Here is a 14,636-nt window from a genome sequence, read left to right on the forward strand (position 1 = left end):
GGGGTGGATGCTTCGGGGAAGGGGGGGTATGCCCGCCAATTGAGCAGCGAAGAAAAGGCCAAGGTTGCTGCAGTTCTTACCCAGCACATCCAGTCGGCTGATCTGATCATCACCACCGCGGCCATTCCCGGAAAGCCTTCACCTAAGCTTCTCGATCACGCGCAGGTGGTGGGGATGAAAGCTGGGGCTGTCATTGTCGATCTCTCGGGCGAGGGTGGTGGCAACTGCGAGGACACCCAGCCCGGTGTAACGGTGCGTGTCGGGCCGGCGACTATCGTCGCGCCGCTGAACGTTCCCTCTCTGCTCGCCGAGGATGCCAGCGAACTTTATGCGAAAAATCAATACAACCTGCTCGCGCTGATGCTGAAAGACAACATCATCAGCATCGACTGGTCCGATGAAATACTCATCAACACCGCGCTTACACATGCTGGCAAGGATATGCGCACAGTGACAGATACGGAAAACAAAGCGGCCAAACCGAACCAATCCGGCTCTCTAGCCCATCACGTACGGACGTGAATCGGCACCAAAGGAATTACATCATGGAATTTCACATCAGTATCAGCGGGTTCGTTGCACTCTATATTTTTATGCTGGCGGCGTTTGCCGGCTGGGTCATTATTGGTCGCGTACCAGCGATCCTGCATACACCCCTGATGTCGGGCTCGAACTTCGTGCATGGCATCGTGGTAGTGGGGGGGATCTATGCGTTACTTAATGCCAGCACCGTGCAGCAACAGGTGATTGGCTTTGTAGCGGTGCTACTGGGGGCGGGTAATGCCGCTGGCGGCTATGCGGTGACCGAGCGAATGCTGGCGATGTTCAAGAGTAGCGACCATGCCGTTAACCACTCGGGCCACACAGCCAAGCGCGGGCTGAGCGGTACAGCAAAAGCAAAGACGGCCAAACCGACCTCAGCCAGGAAGCACTAATATGAATATTTCGCTACTGACGTCGCTTCCTTCGGTCGTGATTGGTGTCACTGATCTGTTGGCGGCCTTCTTACTTATGTACGGCTTACACCGTATGTCCTCACCGGTGACAGCATCGTCTGGCATTTTGGCATGCCGATCCTCAACGCGGATCAGGCCAAGAAAGTCTTTGTCGTCAAGCGCGGCGATGGCAAGGGCTATGCCGGTATCGTCAATCCGTTGTTCTACGCCGAAAATTGCAACATGGTCTATGGCGATGCTCAGAGTGTGTTGGTCCAGATGATCGAAGCCGTAAGGGGCTTGGGACAAAGTTCCGCGGCCTGATGTTTAACCTTCACCAAGGAAACCACAATGAAAGGCAAAATGCACGTCGCTCAGGTCGAACATTTCGGCCAACCATTAGTACTGAAAGAGATCGATATCCCAACGCCAGGCCCAGGCCAGATTCTGGTTAAAACTGAAGCCTGCGGGGTTTGCCATACTGACCTGCACGCAGCGAATGGTGACTGGCCGCTGAAACCAACGCTACCGTTTACACCCGGCCACGAAGGCGTTGGCATTGTGGTGGCATTGGGGAGTGGCGTTACCGCCGTGAAAGAGGGTGATCGCGTCGGTGTGCCTTGGCTTTACTCGGCCTGTGGGCACTGTGAATACTGCCTGGCCGCGCGGGAGCCGGTTTGTACGCAAGCGAAGTTCGGGGGCTACACCGTCAACGGTGGCTTTGCCGAATACATAGTTGCTGATCCCAATTATGTGGCCCACATCCCGGCAGGTTTGGCCGCCACCGAGGCGGCACCGCTGATCTGCGCTGGGATTACGTCGTATAAGGGCATCAAAGAGACGCAAGCACGTCCTGGTCAATGGGTGGTGGTTTCGGGTATTGGCGGGCTTGGGCATTTGGCTGTGCAGTACGCCAAGGCCATGGGGTTGCATGTGTGTGCTGTCGATATCGATGACACCAAGCTGGCTCATGCTACCCGCTTGGGGGCTGATGCGGTGGTGAACGTCAAACATGGTGATCCGGTTGCTGCCGTGGTCAAGGTTACAGGGGGTGGCGCGCACGGCGTGCTGATCACGGCTCCCTCTTTACCGGCGTTCAAACAAGGCGTGGCGATGACACGAAAGTGGGGAACCTGCGTGCTGGTGGGTATTCCACCCGGGGAATTCCCTATACCGCTGTTCGATGTGGTGGCGAACTGCATTACTGTGCGCGGCTCTTTCGTTGGAAGTCGTGGCGATATGGCGGAGGCACTGGCGTTTGCTGCCGATGGTAAGGTCAAGGCGAATATCGAACTGCAACCGTTGTCAGCGATCAATACCGTATTAGAACGCCTTTCTCGCGGTGAGGTGCTGTCGCGCGTAGTGATCGATTTCTCAAGCCATTAATGGCCACATCCACGGCGGTGCCCCCTATGACCGCACAACGCATTTGCGTGGCAATAGGCTGAAGCTGACAGGCCAGTCTAAACGGCTAGGCTCATGTACCGCGCCTTGTTGGTACCCTGTGCAGCTTGGTAGAGAGGAAGCCTGATATGTGCGCTGTCGTACAGACCCATAGGCTAACCTACTCCACTATATGAATTTATTGATGCTGCCATTTTTGAAAGGCGACGCTGAACTCCCTTTGGGCCAAGGTCAGCGCTCTCTTTTCATCTGTTCTTTTCCCCTCAAGGAGATGAGTCTAATGAATCTTACATCACCTCTCTTGACTGCCCTTCGAGCCTCGCTGTATGAGGACATCGAGGCGATTCTGGTGAAGCATAGGCACGACAAGCATGCATTGGTTCAGATCTTGCGTGAGGTTCAGGAATCTATCGGCTGGTTGCCCCGCCAATTGCTTAAGTTCGTGGCGGCAGAACTGGGGGTGACGCTAGCCCATGTTGAGGGCGTTGCTACCTTCTATCGTTTTTTCCATACCAAGCCGGTGGGCGAATACCGCGTACTCTTCAGTGACAACATTACTGACCGCATGCAAGGAAGCGTCGAGCTGCTGGCCGATTTATGCGCACGTTTGCAGATCGAGCGCGGGCAGGTTCGTGCCGACGGGCGGGTCAGTGTGGACACCTGTTCCTGTACCGGTCTGTGCGATCAGGGGCCTGCGCTGCTGATCAACCATCAGCAAATCATCACACATCTTGATGCCGAACGGGTGGCGCAAATAGCCAGGTTGATTAATGCCCGGGTTCCCGTCAGCGAGTGGCCGCCGCAATGGTCGTTGGTGGATAATTACATAAGGCGAGCTGACGTGCTGCTTGCTGAAAAATCACAGCCAGGGGCAGCCATTGCAGCGGCGCTTGCGCTTGGTGCTAGTGGAGTTTTGGGCGAGATGACCATCTCAAATCTGCGTGGTCGCGGCGGCGCGGGGTTTGTCACTGCCACAAAATGGACACTTTGCCGCGATGCCCCGGGTAGCGAACATTACATTGCCTGCAATGCCGACGAAGGTGAGCCAGGGACTTTCAAAGACCGAGTGTTGCTCTCCCATGACCCGCATAAGGTGTTCGAGGGGATGACCATCGCTGCGCTGGCCATCGGTGCGCGTCACGGGATGCTCTATTTGCGCGGGGAGTATCGCTACCTGCTGGATTCGTTGCATCAGGTGTTGCAGCGTCGGCGTGAGATGCATTTGTTGGGTAAGTCGATCCTGGGTGAGGTGGGCTTTGATTTTGACATCGTGATCCATGTGGGGGCGGGTGCCTATGTGTGCGGCGAAGAGTCCGCGCTGATCGAGTCGCTCGAAGGCAAGCGCGGCACGCCGCGTATTCGCCCACCTTATCCGACAGAGCACGGTTATCTAGGCCAGCCGACGGTTGTGGATAACGTTGAAACATTATGTGCTGCCACCCATGTCGTACTGCGCGGCGGGGCGTGGTGGGCCACCATCGGCACCGCCAAGTCGACCGGTAGCCAACTGCACTCAGTGTCGGGGGATTGCGAACGGCCTGGCATCTACGAATACCCCATGGGCGTGAGCGTCGATCAAATTCTGCAAGACTGCGGGGCACGTGATACCCAGGCGGTGCAGGTGGGCGGCCCGTCAGACAAATGTCTCTCGGTGGTCGAGTTTGGGCGGCGTATAGCCTTCGAAGACGTGCCTACTGCGGGCGCCTTTATGGTGCTTGATCGGTCACGTGACATGTTCGATGTTGCACATAACTATGCGCGCTTTTTTGCCGAAGAAAGCTGCGGCCTTTGTACCCCATGCCGGGTCGGTACCGCGTTGGTTCTCAAGAGCATGGATAAAATTGCCGAAGGCCGGGGGTCACGCAGCGATGTTGACCTGCTTTTGCGAATCGATACCTTGATGCATGGCACGGCGCATTGTGGCCTTGGTGGCTCAGCCTGCAACGCCTTGCACGATACCCTCACCAAGTTCAGGCCGTCTTATGAACAGCGCCTGCACTCCTTGCAATTCGAACCGGCTTTCGATCTCAATGCAGAACTGGCGGTTGCCAAGCGCTGGGCTGGCAGCAGTGACAGCAGCACTCACCAGGAGAAAAGCGAATGAACTCATCTGCCGATATACCGGTCGCCGCTACGGGCGAAAACTTCATGCTTGACGGGGTTGCGGTGGACTTCATCCCGGGTGAAACCATCCTCAGTGCCGCTCGGCGTCAGGGGCGCTACATCCCGCACCTGTGCTGGCACCCGGACTTCGACCCTCAGGGCTCCTGCCGTCTGTGTGTCGTGGAGGTTAATGGCCGCTCAGGGAGTGCCTGCACGTTGCGCGCTAGCGCAGGCGCGGTGGTTGAAAGTGATACTGACGAGTTGAACGATCAGCGCCGAACTTTGCTACAGATGCTGTTCGTGGAGGGAAATCATTTCTGCCCTGCGTGTGAGAAGAGCGGCAACTGCCTGTTGCAGGCGACAGCTTACGAAATGAACATGCAGGATGTGCGATTCGAAGAGTTTTATCCGCAACGCCCTGTTGATGCTAGCCACCCGGACATTCTGCTGGACTTTAACCGCTGCATCCTTTGTGAACTTTGTGTCCGCGCCAGCCACGACGTTGACCATAAAGATCTCTTCGCGATCGCCGGCTATGGCATCGGCACGCATCTGGTGATTAATAGTGAGAGCGGCCAACTGGGTGATACCAACATGGCGCTGTCCGATCGTGCTGCGGATATTTGCCCGGTCGGCGCTATCTTGCCAAAGCGGCGTGGGTTCGTAACGCCAATCGGCCAGCGGCGCTATGACCTGCATCGGGTCAGTGACCCGAACACACAGGAGGCCTCATGATGCCGAACCTTGTTGTGGATGCGCAACATTTGCCTGCCAAGTTGAGAGTGGCGACGGTGTCGTTGGCCGGTTGCTTCGGCTGCCACACCTCGTTTCTGGATATCGACGAACGTTTGTTGGCGTTGGTTGAGCACATTGAGTTCGACCGATCACCACTCACCGACATCAAGACTATCGGCTTTTGTGACATCGGCTTGATTGAGGGGGGTGTATGTAATTCCGAGAATGTTGACGTGTTGCGGACATTTCGTGCTCATTGCAAAACACTGGTAGCCACCGGAGCCTGTGCCATCAATGGTGGTTTGCCCGCAGAGCGTAACCATTTTGATCTCGGTTCGCTGCTCAATGATGTTTATCGTCAACGCACCGGGCTTAGCGTATCCAGCTCAATTCCGAACGACCCTGAATTACCGCTGCTGTTACAGCGGGTCCACCCGATCCACGAGGTGGTGAATGTGGATTACTTCCTGCCTGGTTGCCCACCCTCCGCCGACGCATTTTGGTGTTTTTTGAACGACCTGATGGCTGGCCGCACACCGCATCTTGGCCACGCTTTGATGCACTACGACTGATTGTGAGGAGCTCATCATGACTTTTGACCTTGAAACTGCCGCTGAGCCTAGTGGATTGCGCCGCATCGCTATTGATCCCATTTCGCGGGTTGAAGGCCATGGCAAGGTGACCATCTTGCTCGATGAATACCACCGGGTACGGCAAGTGCGCTTACACATCGTTGAATTTCGCGGGTTTGAGAAATTTATCGAAGGTCGGCCTTTCTGGGAAGTGCCGGTGATGGTACAGCGGCTGTGCGGCATCTGCCCGGTCTCCCATATGTTGGCGGCCTCCAAGGCGCTTGACCTGGTGGTGGGTGCCAGCGAAATCACGCGCAGTGCTGAGAAGATCAGACGGCTGATGCACTATGGGCAGGTGATGCAGTCCCATGCGCTGCATTTCTTCTACCTGGCCTCGCCAGATTTGCTGTTTGGATTTGATTCAGACCAGAATCAGCGCAATATCGTTGGCGTGGCACAGGCTTATCCTGATATAGCGAAAAAAGGCATCCTGCTGCGTAAATTCGGGCAGGAGGTGATTCGCGTCACTTCGGGAAAGCGTATTCACGGCACGGGTTCGATCCCCGGTGGGATGAACAAACATGTTAGCCGTGCTGATCGTGACATGCTACGTAAGGAGGTAGGGCAGATGATTGCCTGGGCCGTCGAGGCCGTGGGCATTGTCAAAACGCTGCATGCAAAGAATTCAGCCATGTATGACAGCTTCGCTAGCTTTCGTTCCAACATATTGTCACTGGTGCGCGCCGACGGTGCACTGGATCTCTACGATGGCGTGCTGCGCGCACGAGATGCTGATGGCCAGATTATTCTCGATGGTGCCAGTGACCAGAGCTATATGTCACTGATCGAGGAGGAGGTACGTCCCTGGACTTATATGAAGTTTCCTTACTTACGCAGCTTGGGCCCGGACGTTGGCTGGTACCGTGTCGGGCCGCTTGCGCGGGTACAGAATTGCGACTTCATTCCCAGCCCGTTGGCAGAAATCGAGCGTCGGGAATTTGTGGCCTACAATCAGGGGGCGCTGCTTCATGCCAGCCTGGCCTACCATTGGGCACGCATGATTGAGATATTGCACACGATTGAGGTTATCCAGGAGTTGCTGGATGACCCAGATATTCTGGCGGGGGATTTGATGGCGAGCGGTCCACGCCAGTCCAGCGGAATTGGTGTTATTGAGGCGCCGCGTGGCACGTTGATCCATGACTACCATGTCGGCGCTGATGATTTGGTCACCGCTTGCAATTTGATCGTCTCGACGACGCATAACAATCAGGCAATGAACGAGGCGGTGCGTTCTGTGGCGCGTCAGTACCTGGATGGTAATGAACTCACCGAAGGACTGCTCAACCGCATTGAGGTGGCGATTCGAGCCTACGACCCCTGTTTATCTTGTGCCACCCATGCGCTAGGTCAGATGCCACTCGATGTCGTCTTGCTCGGCCCCCAGGGCGAATTGGTTGATCATGTGTTGAAATCCCATGAAGGTGAAATGGTGCGTAACATGGCGGCGCGGGAGCCGTTTACACTATGACGGCGCCGTTGCTGGTATTTGGTTGGGGTAATGCGAGCCGTGGCGATGACGCATTGGGGCCTTTGTTTGTTGAATGCCTGAAGAGGATGAGTGGTGCGGATGCCGTCGGGCGTGTGGATTTCCTGGATGATTATCAACTGCAGATTGAGCATGCGTTGGACTTGCTCGGGCGTAGCGCTGTGTTGTTCGTTGATGCCAGCGTTGACTGCACTATGCCATTTCAGGTAACGAAGTTGCACGCCGCGCACGACCCCCGTTTCACCAGTCATTCGCTGTCACCACAATCCGTTATGGAGGTTTATCGCAACCTGACCCAGACCGAGCCGCCCCCTTGCACGTTGCTGGCCATTCGCGCAGTACGCTTCGGGCTGGGGGAATTGCCCGAACCATCGGCGCTTTTGCACTTGTCACAAGCGCTGGTCTGGGGGCAGCGTTGGCTGGCGAATTTCGGTGAACCTGGGTGCATGAAGGATGAACCGGAGTGCCGCGATGCATGAGATCAGCCTCGCCGCTGACATCCTGCGAATGGTGGAGGTGGCGGCTGAACGTGAACATTTCACACGGGTTGGGCAATTGCGGCTGGAGGCGGGCGCGTTAGCGTGCATCGAGCCGCAAGCACTGCATTTCGCGTTGGCGGCCATGGCCCCAGGAACCTGCTTAGGCGTTGCAGAGATCACTATTATTGAAACCCCTGGCACTGCCTGGTGCGAGGGATGCAAGAATGAGGTCAGCATAGATAGCCACATAGAGCCCTGCCCGCGATGTGGTGCTTATCCATTGCGAATCACAGGGGGCACCGACCTCCGGGTGCTCGATCTTATGGTGTTTGACGACTGAATTCTGCCGTGAAAAATTTGCCACCCTGTCACCGCTCTGGTGATTGGGGTAGGGTATCCCCTTTGCTCAGGTAGCCAAATTCAGTGTGCCGTAATAAGCCACGATCCCGATGACACGGTTACGGCTGTTCAAGAATGCATCTTTATGAACGGAAAATATTCACTTGGAATGTCACCGATGTTTTATTAAGAACAGGGGGTTGCCAAGGCAAAACGATTAGTAGATAATGCACTCCATATTGATAGCCGATTCTGTTAAAAGCTTTTGGATATCAACAGGTTAAAGCTAAAGTTTAGTCAAGATATTAAAGTAATACCCATGCGACGCGGGAATAGCTCAGTTGGTAGAGCACGACCTTGCCAAGGTCGGGGTCGCGAGTTCGAGTCTCGTTTCCCGCTCCAAATCTCCTTCCAGTGCGTGCCTTTGAGCACCACATTTCACTGAAATCAAAGTGTAAATTTATTCAGTGGCTGCCAAGCACCATCACCGAAACACACTCAAAACCATACAGTTAAGCCTGCCGATAGCGCCATTGCGCTATTTCAGTAAGTCCATCAGGCAAACTTCCTTATCAGCATCTATACCTGCCTTTAACGGTCGTAGGCGTCCGTTTCTTGTTTCTCGTCACCATGACCCACAACCGGAAACCAATACAGACGAAATGAACTGCCAATGGTTTACCTGATTGATTTAGCCGTTCGCCGTGCCAGAACCACCGGAAACCCTATACGCTTAAAGATGGGGGAGGGCTGTATCTCAACATCAACCCCAACGGCACCAAAAACTGGCTCTTCCGCTTCTACTGGCAAGGCCGCCAGAAACGTATCTCTTTTGGCACCGATCCTACTGTAGACCTTAAAAAAGCCCGTTCCCTGCGCCAGCAGGCTCACGATCTGTTAGCCAACGGCATCGACCCACGCACCTACCGCACTCCCACACAACCGACACCCGTACAATCGAACAGGGCGGCTGATCCTTCCGCTAGCCCGCAACCGTTTCAGACCGAAACTGTTGGCATCCGCTTTGCTGACTATGCCGAACACTGGAAAGCGTTCAAACTTAAAAGACTTGGCATCGCCGGCCGCCGCCAAAGCACCGCCATCCAGATTGAACGCTATATGCGACTCGACATGCTTCCACTCCTCGGCAAATTGCCCCTTCACACCATCCCCGCCAGACCCAACTCGGCCTTAAATTTCTGCTTCTGACCGGCGTCAGTACCGGCGAACTACGCCAAGCCAGACCGGAACATTTCGATCTGGATCAATCCCTATGGAAAGTCCTGGCCGAAACCGTCAAACAACTCCAGAAAAAAGTCCGCACCAGCAGAACAAAAATCCCGCCCTACCTTGTCCCGCTTTCCCGTCAGGCCGTTCAATTCATCCGGGAACTGCTGGACATGCGCTTTGCCTCCCAGTCCTACCTAATGCCGTTCCACAGCAATGTGCTAAATCAGTGTCCGATTTGAGTTGACCGTTACAACCGGCCAACTCAAACTACTGAAGCAAGACCTGAGAGTAAATATTAAATAATAATGGGGCTAGAGTAATGAAAAAAACCAGCAATCCTTTGGAAGTCCTTGCATCATGTGTTGATTTTTTAAAATTGAAGTCCGCTGATGTAAAGAAGTCTTCACTAGGGAAATTCCCAGATAAGAAGGTACTTCGCTCTGATATGCCCAGGCAACTCGCTATTGTTGCGGAGCAGGCTGAAAAGCTGTTATTTCTAAAACCCGGAGATACGTTATTTGGACTGGTATATCATGAAGACGATCGCTTGGCGTTGATTGAGTTATTCATGACAGACTTGGTGCAGTTCGCAACGCTTCATCGCATCGATCTAGGTATTCATGTCGCGATGTGGGGGCAGACGAGGATTGCCGAAAGTGCATTTTTTCACCTCGCTGTTTCCCCATTGCTTCCATCCACATACAAGACGATTGACCAAGTCGGTGGTAGTGTATTTGATATATATTCCATTCCTTTCAAACTGCGTGTTGCGTTGGAGTTGAAGCTCAGGACCATTACCGGATTTGAGAAATGCGAAATTACGCAAAACAGGAAGTTCGCGCCGATTGTTTCTAATGAGCTGCCTTTCTCGCCTTTGCTTAAGGGTCTGCAATCAGTGAATTGCCTTGAACTACCCTGCTCCCTGGGTAACATAAAAAATATTTATCAGTGGGCCTGTAATTTTTGCCATACCGGAGAGAAGGAATATGTGTGGCTCTCTATGAAGGCCTTGGAGCTTGTCTCTCCGCTTTTTATTTATCAAGAACAAAAGAAAACCGAGATAGAAATTTATAAAATTTGGCCGATGGAGGGGATGAGTGAGAAAGAGCAGTGTGAGCGTCTACTGGAGTTTAAGGGGCCTGTAAAGCCGCTCTATTACTTCCAGAAGGGCTGGACGGTTCAACGCTTACAGGACGCCCTCAATGTCGAAGAAGAGAAAAAAAGAGGGGCGGTGGTAACGCAAGGCCGCAAGAAGTCAGTTACTGGACCAATCTACAAATATTACTTGTCTGAGATAAATCTTGCTGAGATCTCCTCTTACTATTGCGGTCGTACTTGTCAGCATTATTGAGGATTCCAACGGGCTTTTCTGGAAGCCTATTTATGTTCGAGTAACCATCAAGACGGCACTCAAAATTGGCACGCACTGGACACTCGTCGACCATCAAGTGCGTGCTCTCCAGCAAAACCAGGCAGCTAGAGCGGTGAAGCTGCACCTGGATACAGTGCGCTTCGCCTTCCTTCGCTGGTCAGTTCAAGCGGATTCCGGCCGTCTTACGCCTTGCCTGCTCGCAGAAACAAACCTGCTGATATAAAATCAACCACAAGCCGCAACAAAACAGCCCATTCACGAACCAACTTGTAGACACAGACAAATAAGTCTAAAATAAGTCCAGTGACTCGGAGAGGAGCGGAAAAACTGTTCGTTTTTCAGTGAGTTAGAATGAGTTGGTCGAGTCTCGTTTCCCGCTCCAAATCTCCTCCAGTGCGTGCCTTTGAGCACCACATTTCACTGAAATCAAAGCGTAAATTTATTCAGTGGCTGCCAAGCACCATCACCGAAACACACTCAAAACCATACAGTTAAGCCTGCCGATAACGCCATTGCGCTCGTTCAATAAGTCCATCGGACAATTTTCCTTATCAGCATCTATACCTGCCTTTAACGGTAGTAGGCGTCCGTTTCTTGTTTCTCGTCACCATGACCCACAACCGGAAACCAATACAGATGAGAGGAACTGCCAATGGTTCACCTGACCGATTGTAAGCGTGTATCCTGGTAGGAGAGGGGAGTCACGAAGCGCAAAACGCACATAAAGAAAAAATCTACCGCCCGAGCAACCTGCGGATCAGCAATGACTGCATATCCCGTCGTCCATCCACAATCACAAAAATCACCACCTGCTGCCCGAGAACCCGGTAAATCACCCGATACGGCTTAAAAAACGTCTGCCGGAACTCACGGATCCCCAGACTCTGCACTCCCACGGAACACTTCCCTTTGCTGGAAAACTACTCAGCGAATGGGAAACTTCAAGCAACTGATCAAGCACATAATCCGCTCGCTCAACCCCATCATGCTCGGCGATATCATCGTAAATTTCCTCCAGATCGTCCTCAGCATCCCGAGTCAGCACCCCCTTCAAACGGTGCCATATTCAGTTACTGACAGACATTGTTACTTATAGACATGGTTACTTACAGACATAGTAACTGACCAGCCGATACTCAGTATCTCTGGATTAAATTGCCGATTTTGTTGGTTGCCAGCAGGAATATTACCCCGACATTATCAAGATAAATCACTACAAAGATAGGATATTTTGGCGTAGATGTTTATCAAAGTGATCCAGTGCGGAGTATTGCATCAATTATTCATAATTTGTTACTTATTACCCTGTTTATTGCTGGTGCGTTTCGCTTATGAAAAATTAGCATTTAATGTTGTCAGATATCGTTCAGGCGCTATATTTTATCAATATAATGGATCCATCTAGTTATTAGCAATAGGATCATTATTACTTGCTAGAGTATAAAACTATAAAATCAATAAAAAGTAGTTCATAAAACCACTTAAAATATTTGATATGGGTTTTTATATCGCGTATAAAACGGACCAACAGGACAGGAAGTACTGCATTTTATTACCAGACGAACCATGAACTGGTGCCAATTTTTTGGGCTAGATTTGCTAAAGCTGAGCTGACCGGGTTTGAACAATGCTTTTAAGTATAACGTTGAATGCCAGACACCGAATGACCGTCACATCAAACACCGTAGGTTTCATTGTATTGGGACAAACGGCATCAAGGCTTGCCATCCATAAATCCAAACTGTAATGCACTCGTGAATAGGGATCATATCTGTGTTTTTTTTCATCAAGCCAACATAGGAATCATTATGATTTTAAGAAAGAACGTATTATCCATGGCATTATTTAGCGCGATGGCTGGGTTAAGCTTAAGTGCGAATGCGGCAGATCAAAATACTGCTAATGTCACACTCAGTGGTCTTATCTCTGCCGTCACTTGCGATATTGATGTTAACGGTGTTACCGGCGGAACGACTGTCAATACCGGCGTTCATACCTCTGCGGCGTTTACGGGTAATGCCAATAATGTGGCTGGCACACCTGTGACCATGGAAGTGACACTGAAAAACTGCCAAGGTGACCCAGGTGCTGGTGACGCTGGTGGCAATTTATATATTTCCGGCACCACCGCCAATAATGGTAATAACAATATTTTTGTGGGTAATGATTCAGCAACGGGCTTTATGGTATTAAAATCTGGTGGTACCGATTCAGTTGATGCATTACAAAATCACGCCTCTGTACCTCTAAAGGTGTCAGTACCCGATGGCGGTGCGTCATATACCTTTAATGTAGCTATGGCTTCAACCTTAGCTGCGCCAACTGCAGGCTTATATACTGCTCCAATTATTATTTCTTATGCCTCAGAATAATTACTCTGCTAATTAAGGAAGCGAAAATAACTATGGGGGAAACCTCATAGTTATCGCACACACATTATTTTTTATTGGAAGTCTATGCCAGGGGGAATCAACGAGATTGCCTGAGCATGACATGAATAGTGTGGAAAAAGCACAGTATAAAAAGAATACCCAAATGGGATCAGTTTTTGTTGAAAAATTGTTGATAAAGAGAGCACGGGGAAATATGCAAATTCATTCTTATGGGTTAATGCGCCATGCAGCCTTAATGTTGACAATAATGTTATGGTCGGCATCTTCCGTTGCGGGCATTTCACTGACAGCTACACGACTTATTGTTGATGAAAGCCGTGGGGGGAGTAGCATAGGTGTGCGTAGTGATGATAACGCTACAAAACCTTTTCTAATTAGAGCTCAAGTTTTTCGTGATATTGAAGGCCAGGATGCTCAGGTGCCTTTTGTGATCTCTCCCGCACTGTTTCGGCTTGAGCCAGGAAGTCAGCATCAGTTCCGGGTGATGAAACAAGGGGGCGCATTGCCTCAGGATAAAGAATCCCTTTTTTATCTTCGTGTGGCTGCCTTACCTGCAACATCAGGGCCATCTCAAACCGCGCTCCCGACTCCAGAAGGCGCCTTGACTGTTGCTACGGGCAATATCATTAAGTTGTTTTATCGCCCTAATGGTTTATCGGTGACACAAAAAGCGGCGATGGGGCAATTGCAATTCACCGCCGTAGGCAACCAGCTCAACGTCTCCAATCCCACACCGTATTACATCACCCTCAGTTCACTGAAGGTGAATGGTAAATCGGTGAATATCCGCACCACGCGCGAACAAAATATGATCGCCCCCTATGGCAACCAGCGCTATGGGAATGCCCCCACTACGGGAAGTGTTCAATGGAGTGCCATTAATGATCATGGTGGACGGGAAGTGTTTGATGGCTCAATCCAATAATTATCTGCAGCTATTCATCGTTATGGGCGGTAGCCTCATCGGTGGTCAGGCTATCGCCAGTACCCCGATAGGTAGCGCTGGAACAACTCAATTTGTTGCCACCATCAACGATGGTAGTTGTGATCTGGATTATACCAGCGGGCATGCGCTGGCCTTTATGCCGCGGATGGCAACGGATTTTTCGCCAGGAAAAACGGTTGAAATTCAACCTATTAATATCGATATACAGTGCAACTATACTGTTACGCCGCAAGTGATGATCACGGGTAAAACTCCCTATCCGGGCAATCAAAAGGTGTTTCTTGACACCAATAGTCAATGGCCAACGAATACCAATGGAGTGGGGTTTATGGTTCAGCCGGCAACGTCGGTGGCTGCGCGCGATACACCGCCATCATTGAGTGATTTTTATGTCAATGGTTTGGCAGGAAAGGCCATTGCGAATGGTGAAACCATGATGTTACTGCCGCTGAATTCGGCTAATGGGTTTAGTGAAAACCAAGTGCTGTGGGTCGGTTTGGTGGGCATGGTTGACAGCAACCAAATAACACCGGGCGCATTTCAGGCGACGATAACCATTACAGGGATCATTCCATAATG

The 14,636-nt window shown here is 51.8% G+C and carries 16 protein-coding genes, 1 tRNA gene and 2 pseudogenes; 16 read left to right on the plus strand and 3 right to left on the minus strand.

What is annotated here, in order from left to right:
- From IO95_RS06905 to IO95_RS26435, 12 genes and pseudogenes are all read left to right on the plus strand, one after another.
- A pseudogene (locus IO95_RS06905) lies at positions 1-522 on the plus strand (hypothetical protein); the annotation flags it as partial.
- A 23-nt stretch (positions 523-545) separates the two neighbouring features.
- Entirely contained in the window at positions 546-935 is a 390-nt protein-coding gene (locus IO95_RS06910; RefSeq protein ID WP_023490141.1) for an NAD(P) transhydrogenase subunit alpha, read from the plus strand.
- 132 nt (positions 936-1,067) lie between these two features.
- The gene (locus tag IO95_RS06915) at positions 1,068-1,259 is read left to right on the plus strand and encodes an NAD(P)(+) transhydrogenase (Re/Si-specific) subunit beta (protein WP_023490140.1); all 192 of its coding nucleotides are present in this window, start codon (positions 1,068-1,070) and stop codon (positions 1,257-1,259) included.
- Positions 1,260-1,286: 27 nt separating this feature from the next.
- Positions 1,287-2,321, plus strand: coding sequence for a zinc-dependent alcohol dehydrogenase (locus IO95_RS06920; protein WP_023490139.1), 1,035 nt, complete (start codon positions 1,287-1,289; stop codon positions 2,319-2,321).
- A gap of 298 nt (positions 2,322-2,619) precedes the next feature.
- Entirely contained in the window at positions 2,620-4,443 is a 1,824-nt protein-coding gene (locus tag IO95_RS06925; RefSeq protein WP_023490138.1) for an NAD(P)H-dependent oxidoreductase subunit E, read from the plus strand.
- Positions 4,444-4,487: 44 nt separating this feature from the next.
- Entirely contained in the window at positions 4,488-5,177 is a 690-nt protein-coding gene (locus IO95_RS06930; protein ID WP_037384551.1) for a 2Fe-2S iron-sulfur cluster-binding protein, read from the plus strand.
- Positions 5,174-5,749 carry an NAD-reducing hydrogenase HoxS subunit delta gene (locus tag IO95_RS06935; protein ID WP_023490136.1) on the plus strand — a complete coding sequence of 192 codons (576 nt, stop codon included), beginning with the start codon at positions 5,174-5,176 and terminating at the stop codon, positions 5,747-5,749. The genes IO95_RS06930 and IO95_RS06935 overlap by 4 nt, the downstream gene beginning before the upstream one ends.
- A gap of 16 nt (positions 5,750-5,765) precedes the next feature.
- The gene (locus IO95_RS06940; protein WP_023490135.1) at positions 5,766-7,280 is read left to right on the plus strand and encodes a Ni/Fe hydrogenase subunit alpha; all 1,515 of its coding nucleotides are present in this window, start codon (positions 5,766-5,768) and stop codon (positions 7,278-7,280) included.
- The gene (locus IO95_RS06945; protein WP_023490134.1) at positions 7,277-7,777 is read left to right on the plus strand and encodes a hydrogenase maturation protease; all 501 of its coding nucleotides are present in this window, start codon (positions 7,277-7,279) and stop codon (positions 7,775-7,777) included. The genes IO95_RS06940 and IO95_RS06945 overlap by 4 nt, the downstream gene beginning before the upstream one ends.
- Positions 7,770-8,117, plus strand: a complete 348-nt coding sequence (locus IO95_RS06950; protein WP_023490133.1) for a hydrogenase maturation nickel metallochaperone HypA — start codon at positions 7,770-7,772, stop codon at positions 8,115-8,117. Before IO95_RS06945 ends, IO95_RS06950 begins: the two co-directional genes overlap by 8 nt.
- 325 nt (positions 8,118-8,442) lie before the next feature.
- Positions 8,443-8,518, plus strand: a tRNA-Gly gene (locus tag IO95_RS06955).
- A gap of 360 nt (positions 8,519-8,878) precedes the next feature.
- Positions 8,879-8,986 (plus strand): annotated as a pseudogene (locus IO95_RS26435) (Arm DNA-binding domain-containing protein); the annotation flags it as partial.
- Positions 8,987-9,013: 27 nt separating this feature from the next.
- Here the strand turns inward: IO95_RS26435 and IO95_RS26000 are convergent.
- Positions 9,014-9,280, minus strand: coding sequence for a hypothetical protein (locus IO95_RS26000; protein ID WP_037384535.1), 267 nt, complete (start codon positions 9,278-9,280; stop codon positions 9,014-9,016).
- Positions 9,281-9,665: 385 nt separating this feature from the next.
- Between IO95_RS26000 and IO95_RS06970 the strand changes: the two genes are divergently transcribed.
- Complete coding sequence (locus IO95_RS06970; protein WP_023490132.1) at positions 9,666-10,697, plus strand: hypothetical protein; 1,032 nt, start codon at positions 9,666-9,668, stop codon at positions 10,695-10,697.
- Positions 10,698-11,452: 755 nt separating this feature from the next.
- On the opposite strand, the gene IO95_RS26005 is transcribed toward IO95_RS06970, so the two are convergent.
- Positions 11,453-11,614, minus strand: a complete 162-nt coding sequence (locus tag IO95_RS26005; RefSeq protein WP_235186744.1) for a type II toxin-antitoxin system RelE/ParE family toxin — start codon at positions 11,612-11,614, stop codon at positions 11,453-11,455.
- Positions 11,551-11,763: a type II toxin-antitoxin system RelE/ParE family toxin gene (locus IO95_RS26010; protein ID WP_235186740.1), complete on the minus strand. Its 213-nt coding sequence runs from the start codon at positions 11,761-11,763 to the stop codon at positions 11,551-11,553. Before IO95_RS26010 ends, IO95_RS26005 begins: the two co-directional genes overlap by 64 nt.
- A gap of 763 nt (positions 11,764-12,526) precedes the next feature.
- On the opposite strand from IO95_RS26010, the gene IO95_RS06980 reads away from it, so the two are divergent.
- The 3 genes from IO95_RS06980 to IO95_RS06990 all read left to right on the plus strand — a co-directional run bounded on the left by IO95_RS06980 (position 12,527) and on the right by IO95_RS06990 (position 14,634).
- Positions 12,527-13,090 (plus strand): fimbrial protein, encoded by a 564-nt coding sequence (locus IO95_RS06980; protein ID WP_023490131.1) that lies wholly within the window; start codon positions 12,527-12,529, stop codon positions 13,088-13,090.
- Positions 13,091-13,211: 121 nt separating this feature from the next.
- A complete protein-coding gene (locus IO95_RS06985) occupies positions 13,212-14,036 on the plus strand; it encodes a molecular chaperone (protein WP_023490130.1) in 825 nt (274 codons plus the stop codon).
- Complete coding sequence (locus tag IO95_RS06990) at positions 14,020-14,634, plus strand: fimbrial protein (RefSeq protein ID WP_037384538.1); 615 nt, start codon at positions 14,020-14,022, stop codon at positions 14,632-14,634. Before IO95_RS06985 ends, IO95_RS06990 begins: the two co-directional genes overlap by 17 nt.
- Positions 14,635-14,636 lie beyond the last annotated feature (2 nt).

Source organism: Serratia sp. DD3 (genome assembly GCF_000496755.2).

Excerpts from the sequence above, each read along its gene's own strand:
- IO95_RS06910 (WP_023490141.1), top strand. The coding sequence starts at position 546 with ATGGAATTTCACATCAGTATCAGCGGGTTCGTTGCACTCTATATTTTT.
- IO95_RS06915 (WP_023490140.1), top strand. The coding sequence starts at position 1,068 with ATGCCGATCCTCAACGCGGATCAGGCCAAGAAAGTCTTTGTCGTCAAG.
- IO95_RS06920 (WP_023490139.1), top strand. The coding sequence starts at position 1,287 with ATGAAAGGCAAAATGCACGTCGCTCAGGTCGAACATTTCGGCCAACCA.
- IO95_RS06925 (WP_023490138.1), top strand. The coding sequence starts at position 2,620 with ATGAATCTTACATCACCTCTCTTGACTGCCCTTCGAGCCTCGCTGTAT.
- IO95_RS06930 (WP_037384551.1), top strand. The coding sequence starts at position 4,488 with ATGCTTGACGGGGTTGCGGTGGACTTCATCCCGGGTGAAACCATCCTC.
- IO95_RS06935 (WP_023490136.1), top strand. The coding sequence starts at position 5,174 with ATGATGCCGAACCTTGTTGTGGATGCGCAACATTTGCCTGCCAAGTTG.
- IO95_RS06940 (WP_023490135.1), top strand. The coding sequence starts at position 5,766 with ATGACTTTTGACCTTGAAACTGCCGCTGAGCCTAGTGGATTGCGCCGC.
- IO95_RS06945 (WP_023490134.1), top strand. The coding sequence starts at position 7,277 with ATGACGGCGCCGTTGCTGGTATTTGGTTGGGGTAATGCGAGCCGTGGC.
- IO95_RS06950 (WP_023490133.1), top strand. The coding sequence starts at position 7,770 with ATGCATGAGATCAGCCTCGCCGCTGACATCCTGCGAATGGTGGAGGTG.
- IO95_RS06970 (WP_023490132.1), top strand. The coding sequence starts at position 9,666 with ATGAAAAAAACCAGCAATCCTTTGGAAGTCCTTGCATCATGTGTTGAT.
- IO95_RS06980 (WP_023490131.1), top strand. The coding sequence starts at position 12,527 with ATGATTTTAAGAAAGAACGTATTATCCATGGCATTATTTAGCGCGATG.
- IO95_RS06985 (WP_023490130.1), top strand. The coding sequence starts at position 13,212 with ATGAATAGTGTGGAAAAAGCACAGTATAAAAAGAATACCCAAATGGGA.
- IO95_RS06990 (WP_037384538.1), top strand. The coding sequence starts at position 14,020 with ATGGCTCAATCCAATAATTATCTGCAGCTATTCATCGTTATGGGCGGT.